At 67.8% G+C, this 5978-nt stretch carries 6 protein-coding genes; all 6 read left to right on the plus strand.

Annotated elements, in window-relative coordinates; all coding sequences use genetic code 11:
* The first annotated feature begins 235 nt into the window (after nucleotides 1–235).
* Genes AC1DCZ_RS19010 through AC1DCZ_RS19035 form a run of 6 tightly spaced genes read left to right on the plus strand, consistent with a single transcriptional unit; the run spans nucleotide 236 to nucleotide 5798 of the window.
* On the plus strand, nucleotides 236–958 hold the full coding sequence (locus AC1DCZ_RS19010) for a glycosyltransferase family 2 protein (RefSeq protein WP_476975960.1): 723 nt from the start codon (nucleotides 236–238) through the stop codon (nucleotides 956–958).
* 8 nt (nucleotides 959–966) lie between these two features.
* A complete protein-coding gene (locus AC1DCZ_RS19015; protein WP_476975961.1) occupies nucleotides 967–1635 on the plus strand; it encodes a TIGR04282 family arsenosugar biosynthesis glycosyltransferase in 669 nt (222 codons plus the stop codon).
* The gene (locus AC1DCZ_RS19020; RefSeq protein WP_476975962.1) at nucleotides 1632–2339 is read left to right on the plus strand and encodes a methyltransferase domain-containing protein; all 708 of its coding nucleotides are present in this window, start codon (nucleotides 1632–1634) and stop codon (nucleotides 2337–2339) included. The genes AC1DCZ_RS19015 and AC1DCZ_RS19020 overlap by 4 nt, the downstream gene beginning before the upstream one ends.
* The gene (locus AC1DCZ_RS19025; RefSeq protein WP_476975963.1) at nucleotides 2336–3808 is read left to right on the plus strand and encodes a glycosyltransferase family 87 protein; all 1473 of its coding nucleotides are present in this window, start codon (nucleotides 2336–2338) and stop codon (nucleotides 3806–3808) included. The genes AC1DCZ_RS19020 and AC1DCZ_RS19025 overlap by 4 nt, the downstream gene beginning before the upstream one ends.
* 50 nt (nucleotides 3809–3858) lie before the next feature.
* The gene (locus AC1DCZ_RS19030; protein ID WP_476975964.1) at nucleotides 3859–4740 is read left to right on the plus strand and encodes an MTAP family purine nucleoside phosphorylase; all 882 of its coding nucleotides are present in this window, start codon (nucleotides 3859–3861) and stop codon (nucleotides 4738–4740) included.
* Entirely contained in the window at nucleotides 4737–5798 is a 1062-nt protein-coding gene (locus AC1DCZ_RS19035; RefSeq protein WP_476975965.1) for an NAD-dependent epimerase/dehydratase family protein, read from the plus strand. Before AC1DCZ_RS19030 ends, AC1DCZ_RS19035 begins: the two co-directional genes overlap by 4 nt.
* Nucleotides 5799–5978 lie beyond the last annotated feature (180 nt).

Below are 5978 nucleotides of genomic sequence, written 5' to 3' on the forward strand. Positions count from 1 at the left end.
GCCGGCCTACTGAACAAGACCTTCAAGACCGACGCCGTGAAAGCCGACATGCTCGTCGGCATCGCCAAAATCACCGTCAACACCAAGTAACACCGCCAAGACCTGCCGGAGGCATGGTCTGCACCGGCAGAAACGTGCCGCGGACCCTCCCCAACCGGAGGGCCGCGGCACTTTTCTGTCCATCGATCGTGCCGTGTCCGCAGACGGATACGGCCCCAGCCCCTAGCGTTAGAGGATGTCCACAATGACCGGATCCGTCGTTGACGTCGTCCTGCCGTGCTTGAACGAGAAGGGTGCCCTGCCCTGGGTGTTGTCCCGCATGCCGGAGGGGTACCGGGCCATTGTGGTGGATAACGGTTCCACGGACGGCTCTGCTGAGCTCGCAGCGGGTCTCGGCGCGATAGTCGTCCGTGAGGGCCGTCGAGGGTTTGGTGCCGCCGCCCACGCAGGCCTGCTCGCCGCAACATCGGAGTTCGTGGCTTTCTGCGACTGCGACGGTTCACTCGATCCAGCACTCCTACCCGGGCTACTCTTTCCGGTCATGGAAGGCGCTGCGGATCTGGTGTTGGGCAGCCGTCAGCCGCAGCGCGGGTCTTGGCCCTTGCACGCCCGCGTCGCCAATGTTGTCTTGGCGTGGCGGCTCCGGCGGCTGACCGGGGAACAGGTGACTGATCTCGGACCCATGCGGGCAGCCCGCCGGGCCGAACTGCTGTCCCTTGGTCTTGAGGACCGCCGCAGCGGTTACCCCTTGGAGATGTTCCTCAAGGCGAGCCTGCGCCACTGGCGGATCGTGGAGCTGCCCGTGCCCTATGCCCCGCGGACCGGCAAATCGAAGGTGACCGGAACGGTCCGCGGGACGCTGACGGCGGTGCGGGACATGTCGGCCCAGCTCAAGGCGGCGGCAACGTCGTCGTCCGGACCGGTCCGAAATCCCGGCAGCAGCGAAGAACCTATATGAGGAACAGCATGGATCTGACAGTAGCGGTCATCGCCAAAGAGTGCCTTCCCGGGCGGGTGAAGACCCGGTTGAGCCCCCCACTGGCGCCCCAACGGGCCGCAGCGCTGGCACAGTCGAGCCTCAGCCGCACCCTGGACACGGTCCGGCAGCTCCCGGTCCGGAACCGGCTGCTGGTCATGGACGGCACCCCGACTGCCGCCGACGCCAAAAACTTCACCGTCATCCCCCAATCATCCGGCGGCCTGGACGAACGACTCGCTGCAATCTGCGACGCAGCCCCCGGCCCGCTCCTTATCATCGGCATGGACACCCCCCAGTTCTCGATTGACGATGTCGCGCCCCTGCTCCAGGACTGGTCAACGCAACCAGCCCATCATGACGCCTGGATGGGCCCGGCCACCGATGGCGGTTTTTGGGCAATCGCGCTTCGACACCCGGCCGGCGAGCTGATCCGGGGGGTGCCGATGTCCACCGAGACGACCGGGGCCAGCCAGCTCGCCCGGCTGGCCGCCGCGGGGCTACGTGTCGGAATACTTCCCGAACTGCGGGACATGGACCACTTCAGTGATGCACTCGGGATTGCCGCCGAGATTCCCGGAAGCGGCTTCGCCCATGCCGTGGATGAGGCCGCGCTTGAGGTGCGGCGCTCCGCACTCACCGCGGGAGCAGCCCGATGACTGCCGCCGGCGTCGCTTCTGTCGCAAATTTTGGCCAAGGCCATAACGAGCCTTACGCCCGGGCGCTTGCGAACGGCTCCGGCACCCTCACGCTTCGTCCCGACGGCGGTCATCATCAGGCTGAGGCTGTGGACTACGATGTGCGCAGCTGGTGCGAGGACGCCAGCCTGCTGGAGCGGTCGCTGCTGCGCAGCCTGCAGGGCCCGGTCCTCGACGTCGGTTGCGGGCCGGGAAGGCTGCTGGCCGCCGCACAGCGAATCGGCCTGGCGGCCCTGGGCATTGATACCAGCGCTGAGGCGGTCGGGCGGGCGCGCGGGCGCGGTGCCCGCGCACTCGAACAATCAGTGTTCGCCCCTGTGCCCCACTCCGGTCTGTGGCAGACTGTCATTTTGCTGGATGGCAACATCGGCATCGGCGGAAGCATCACCTCCCTGCTGCGCCGATGCAGCCAGCTCATCGCCCCCGACGGGACGCTCCTGGCCGAGGTCGAAGCCGACGAGGACCTCGACATCGTCTATTCCGCCGTGCTGGAGGACCAGAACGGGAACCAAAGCGAGTCGTTCCGGTGGGCCCGGACGGGCAGCGCGGGGCTCGTATCCCGGGCACAGCGCAACGGATGGACCGTGACCGCCATTGAACGCATTCAGGGCCGCGTCTTCTGCCGCCTCTCACTCGAGACCATGCCGGACAGGCTCCTGGCGTGACGGCGACTCCCCCCGCATCAACCGGTGTAGCCGGCACCAGGGTCAGGCTGTTCATCGTCCTGCCGGCACTGTTCCTCGTGGCCGCGGCTCTGCTGTGGTGGATGGTGCTCCCCGGAAACCCGTTTCAGTCGGCACCTATCGTTGGCACCTGCCTCTCATGGCTGATTCTCATCGCTGCCGTCCGTCTCCTGCGGCACGTGCCCCGCCGGCAGGTGGGCGCCCTGATCATCGCAGGCACGGTACTCCTCGGCCTGGTTGCGGTCAGCGGCCCTCCCCGGACGAGCAACGACTCCGCCCGGTACGCGTGGGACGGGATCGTGCAGAAGAACGGACATTCCCCCTATTCCTATGTGCCCGTGGACGAGACACTCAGCAACCTGAGGCCGGGGTGGCTTTTCGCGCCCGGCGCTTCCGGGCCCGATGGCAGGCCACTGTGTGCCAAAGACTTGTTCGGCACGGAATCCGTCGCGGCCCTCGGCTATCCGTCCGGCAATCCCCTGTGCACCGCCATCAACCGGCCCCACGTGCCCACCATCTATCCGCCCACGGCCGAAATCTACTTCCTTGGTGTCCGGGCAGCCGTCCCGGACTCGGTCGGATACCTTCCCTTCCAGGTCGGAGGGCTGCTCATCAGCGTGGCCGTCGGGATGCTGCTGCTCCGTGCCCTGGCCAAACGCGGCCTGCCACTGAACCTCGCCGCCCTCTGGGGCTGGAGCCCGTTCGTGCAGCTGGAGGCCGTGAACAACGCCCACGTTGACCTGCTGGGCGCAGCCTTGATGCTCGCCGCCGGGATGCTGCTGGCCGACGGCAGGCCCCTCCGCTCCGGAGTAGCCTTCGGCGCCGCCGTCGCAACGAAACTCATTCCGGTCATTGCAGCCCCCGCGTTGTTGTTCCGGCGCCCGGCCCGCTTCATCGCCGCCGCGGTCCTGACTTTCATCCTGCTCTACGTACCGTATCTGGCGGTCGCCGGGGCCGGCGTTCTGGGTTTCCTGCCCGGCTATCTCAAAGAGGAGGGCTACAGCCAGAGCGGCGGTGTCCGGTTCGGCATCGCACAGGTCATCTCCTCCGGCCCCTGGCCGCCGGTCCTCAGCGCCACCGCCCTGGCCATCGTTGCCCTCGGCGTGCTGCGGCAAACACGGGTACGGAATGTCTGGGAGCAGCAGACCGTCATGATCGGGCTGACGCTGCTCATTGTCAGCCCCAACTACCCCTGGTACGCGCTCATGCTGTTGCCGTTCATCGTCCTGAGCCGGCGGTGGGAGTACGTGGGGGTGATCCTGGCCCTGGACTTCATCTACATGGTCCCGACCCTCGCACCCCTGACTGAGCCACTGGACCAGATCGTGCTCCTCATGGCCGCCGCGGGAATCGCCGCAGCCGCCTGGCTGCGGCGCCGCGACGGGCATCGACAGGCCGCTGTCGACGGCCTCCGATCCGGGGCACCGGACCAGATGATTCCAAGCCAATGAACGGCACCCGCCCCCTAATGACCAGCACACCAGAACGGCAGGATTGCACCATGGAAACAGCATTTCCCGACGCGCCCCAGGCGCGCATCGGCATCATCGGCGGCTCCGGCACCTACCGGCTCCCCGGCGCAACGGTCCTCGCCACCGTCGACGTCGACACACCCTACGGGCCGCCCTCGGGACCAGTGACGCTCGCCGACGTGGCCGGACGGACCGTAGCGTTCCTCCCCCGCCACGGCGGCGAACACTCGCTCCCGCCGCAAAGAATCAACTACCGCGCCAACCTTTGGGCGCTCAAGCGACTGGGAGTCCGGGCGGTCCTCTCGTCCTCGGCGGTGGGCGGGCTGCGGGAAGGGTTCGGACCTGAGACATTCGTCGTGACCGACCAACTGATCGACCGCACCTGGGGACGTCCCGACACATTCTTTGACGGCACCGTCGCCGACGGCGTCGCCCCCGCCGGCGTCCAGCACCTGCCGGCGTCAGAACCGTTTTGTCCGACGCTGCGTTCACACCTGGACGCCGCCCTGGCGACGCAAGACCTTCCCTACGCCCCGCAGGGAACGGTGGTGGTGATCAACGGACCGCGGTTCTCAACGAAGGCCGAGTCCGTCTGGTACGTCTCCGGCGGTGCCGACATCATCAGCATGACCCAGTACCCCGAACCGGTACTGGCCGCCGAACTGAACATGGGTTTCGCCAATCTGGCCTTCATCACCGATTCCGACACCGGACACGACGGTTCCGATCCGGTGACCGCCGACGCCGTCTTTTCCCGGCTCAAGGACGCCCAGAGGAACGTCCTGGCGGTCCTCGAAGCGACCGTCGCCGCGATCGGTGACGACTACTCCGCCCGGCCGCTGATGGACCCCGAAGCCGTGCGCAGGATCATGGCGCTCCCCGCCCTCCAGGAAGCTGCGAGCCTCAGATGAGGCTCCTCGTCACCGGCGGCGCCGGCTTCATCGGTTCACACATAGTGGACGCAGCCCTGGCCCGGGGCTGGTGCGTTCGGGTCGTGGACTCGCTGGACCCCGGTCTCCACCCGCGGCCGCCCGTGTCAGACCCACGGGTGGAGTTCCTGAACGGCGACGTCACAGACCCGGACGCCGTCGAATCGGCACTACAGGGCGTCGACACTGTCTGCCACCAAAGCGCGAAAGTCGGGCTCGGCGTCAGCTTCGCGGACGCCCCGGATTACATCCGCAACAACGACTACGCCACGGCCATCCTGCTGGCCGCCATGGAGCGCCAGGCCATCACCCGCCTGGTCCTGGCCTCCTCAATGGTGGTCTACGGCGAAGGGGCCTACACGGACCCCGACACCGGGCTGCCCGTCCGGCCGGGCCCCCGCGCCGAGGCCGACCTGCGCGCCGGCAGCTTCGATCCCCGCCACCCGGAAACCGGCGCAGCCCTTATCCCCGCGATGATCACCGAGGAAGCGCCCCTGGATCCCCGCAACGTTTACGCGGCGTCGAAGCTCAGCCAGGAGCACCTCGCCGCCGCGTGGGCCCGGAGCACCGGCGGCTCAGCCATCGCCCTGCGCTACCACAACGTCTACGGCCCCAGAATGCCCAAGGATACGCCCTACGCCGGTGTCGCTTCCCTGTTCCGATCGGCGCTGGCCCGCGGCGAAGCGCCCCGGGTCTTCGAGGACGGCCGCCAGCGGCGCAGCTTCATCCATGTCCGGGACGTCGCGGAGGCGAACATCGCCGCAGTCGAATCCTTGTCCTCGGTCGGCAGCGCTGGCTTCCGCGCCTATAACGTCGGCGCGGACGAGGTACGCACTATCGGTGACGTGGCCGCGGCACTGAGTCGATTCAGCGCCGGCCCGGCGCCGGTTATCACCGGCGAGTACCGGCTCGGGGACGTCCGCCACGTCACCGCGTCCTCCGAGCTGATAAAGGCCGAACTGGGCTGGGCGCCGGCCATAGGCTTCAGCGAGGGCATGCAGGAATTCGCCACAGCTCCCCTGCGCGGGGAGCCAGGCTGACGCCTGCCGGCCATGCGCGCGGGTTGTCGTTGGTGGCGGGCACGCGATGCGTCCGGGGCCCGGTATCACGGAATGGTTACGGTATCCGGGGAACCCATCCGGAACAGTGTTGATGCCGAAGTACTCCTGACAGAAAAAACCCGCCCCGCTGAAACTCCGCGGCCCCCACCACGGCCCCCG

It is taken from the genome of Arthrobacter sp. 10N418 (assembly GCF_056394725.1).